Origin of the sequence: Streptomyces sp. URMC 126 (genome assembly GCF_051386555.1) — a bacterium.
Taxonomy (GTDB): domain Bacteria; phylum Actinomycetota; class Actinomycetes; order Streptomycetales; family Streptomycetaceae; genus Streptomyces.
In genome coordinates this window covers 1-1,578 of record NZ_JBPQTX010000590.1, presented here as the reverse complement: position 1 = coordinate 1,578, position 1,578 = coordinate 1, and the positions used below count along the sequence as shown (strand labels likewise).

1 protein-coding gene is annotated in these 1,578 nt (G+C 71.8%); it reads left to right on the top strand.

The features are described from left to right. The first annotated feature begins 423 nt into the window (after positions 1 to 423). The gene (locus tag ACSNOK_RS32950; protein WP_436784459.1) at positions 424 to 1,515 is read left to right on the top strand and encodes an amidase domain-containing protein; all 1,092 of its coding nucleotides are present in this window, start codon (positions 424 to 426) and stop codon (positions 1,513 to 1,515) included. The last annotated feature ends 63 nt before the right edge of the window (positions 1,516 to 1,578 follow it).

Below are 1,578 nucleotides of genomic sequence, written 5' to 3'. Positions count from 1 at the left end.
GTCCTCGGCCAGGGCGGTGATCGTGTAGCGGGAGACGCTGAAGCCGGGGGAGAGCAGCACCAGCGGACGGCGCCCGGAGGGTCTCCGTCGCGGCGGAGGCGGTGGCCGTGGCGGTCAGGGGGAGCAGACAGGCGAGCGCGGCGACGAAGGCCGCTCTGCGGAGTCTCGTCATGCCTGGACCCTAGGCCACCCGACGGGTGGGAGGCAGCGGATTTCCGCCGCCCACCGGGCCTCGCACCGGCGTCCGCGGACGGGCCGTCACCGGCGGGCGGGGAAGGGCCGGGCGGAGCGGGGAAACGTGTGCGGGGGCCAGCATTCCGGGTGCCGGGCGCTCGTGCGAAGATTCCGTGCCCGGTCCGTGCGGACCGGGTGACAAGGGGAAACTTCGTGAAACCAACCACTCTCAGAGCAGCCGTCGGAGCCGTGCTGGCCATGGCCGTGCCGGCGGTGCTGGTGCCCGCCTCCGCCGCGAGCGCGGCCCCCCGGGCCGGCGCGGTGGACAAGGCGACCATCGCCTCCTTCGGCCGTGCCGCGGACGCCCTGCTGACCGAGCGCACCTCGGCGCTGCTCGATTCGGTGAAGACGCCGCGAATAGCCACGCAGCTCGACCGGAAGGTGCGGCTGGCCGCCGGTGCGGCCAAGTCGGAGAAGGCCGGACTGGCCACCCTCCAGGCGCGCAAGAAGCGCCTCGCCGGCCTCCACGAGGCGTACACCAAGGCGGACGTCCAGGTGGCCGTGGACGGGACCCGTTCCGCCGGCGGCCGGGCGGTCGTGCGGCTCACCGAGACCACCACGCTCACGTACAAGAAGATCCGCGGTGACGAGCCGGGTACCACCGGTTTCAAGGCCCGGCACGAGGCGCGCTTCACCGCCCGCCCGGGCGGCACCTGGGAGCTGACCGCCCTGACGACCGACGACGACGGTCCGATCGCCGTCAACGACCCCACGGTCCGCAAGCGCGTCGCCTCCCTCGGCCCCACGCCCAGCGCCCCTCGCGCCTCCACCTCGTGGACGAGCCAGTCGGTGCCCAAGCGCGCCAAGGCCGGCGTCGACTACCAGGCCATGGCCGCGTACACCGAGAAGTACTGGCGGAACTACAACCCGTCGTACCGGAAGTTCAACGACGCCGGCGGGGACTGCACCAACTTCCTCAGCCAGGGCCTGAAGGCCGGCGGCTGGAAGCCCGAGACCGGCTCGGCGGACGACTACCGCAAGTGGTGGTACAGCGCCTCCGGCCAGTCCGACAGCTGGGTCGGCGTCAACGAGTGGTCGTGGTACGCGCTCAACTCCAAGCGCGTCACCAGCCTGGCGAACGTCTACCAGATGGAGGTGGGCGACGTCATGCAGATGGACTTCGACGGTGACGGGTCGAAGGACCACTCCATGATGACGACGTACAAGAGCCGCTACGGCGTCCCGTACCTCACGTACCACTCCACCAACACCTACCGGAAGTCGGTGGCGAGCATCATCGCGTCCTACCCGGACGCGGTCTACTACGCCTACCGCACCTGACCGGTACCGCCGCGCGGCGGGCGGCCACCGCTCGGCGCGTGGGCGGGAGGTGGGGGGGGGGGG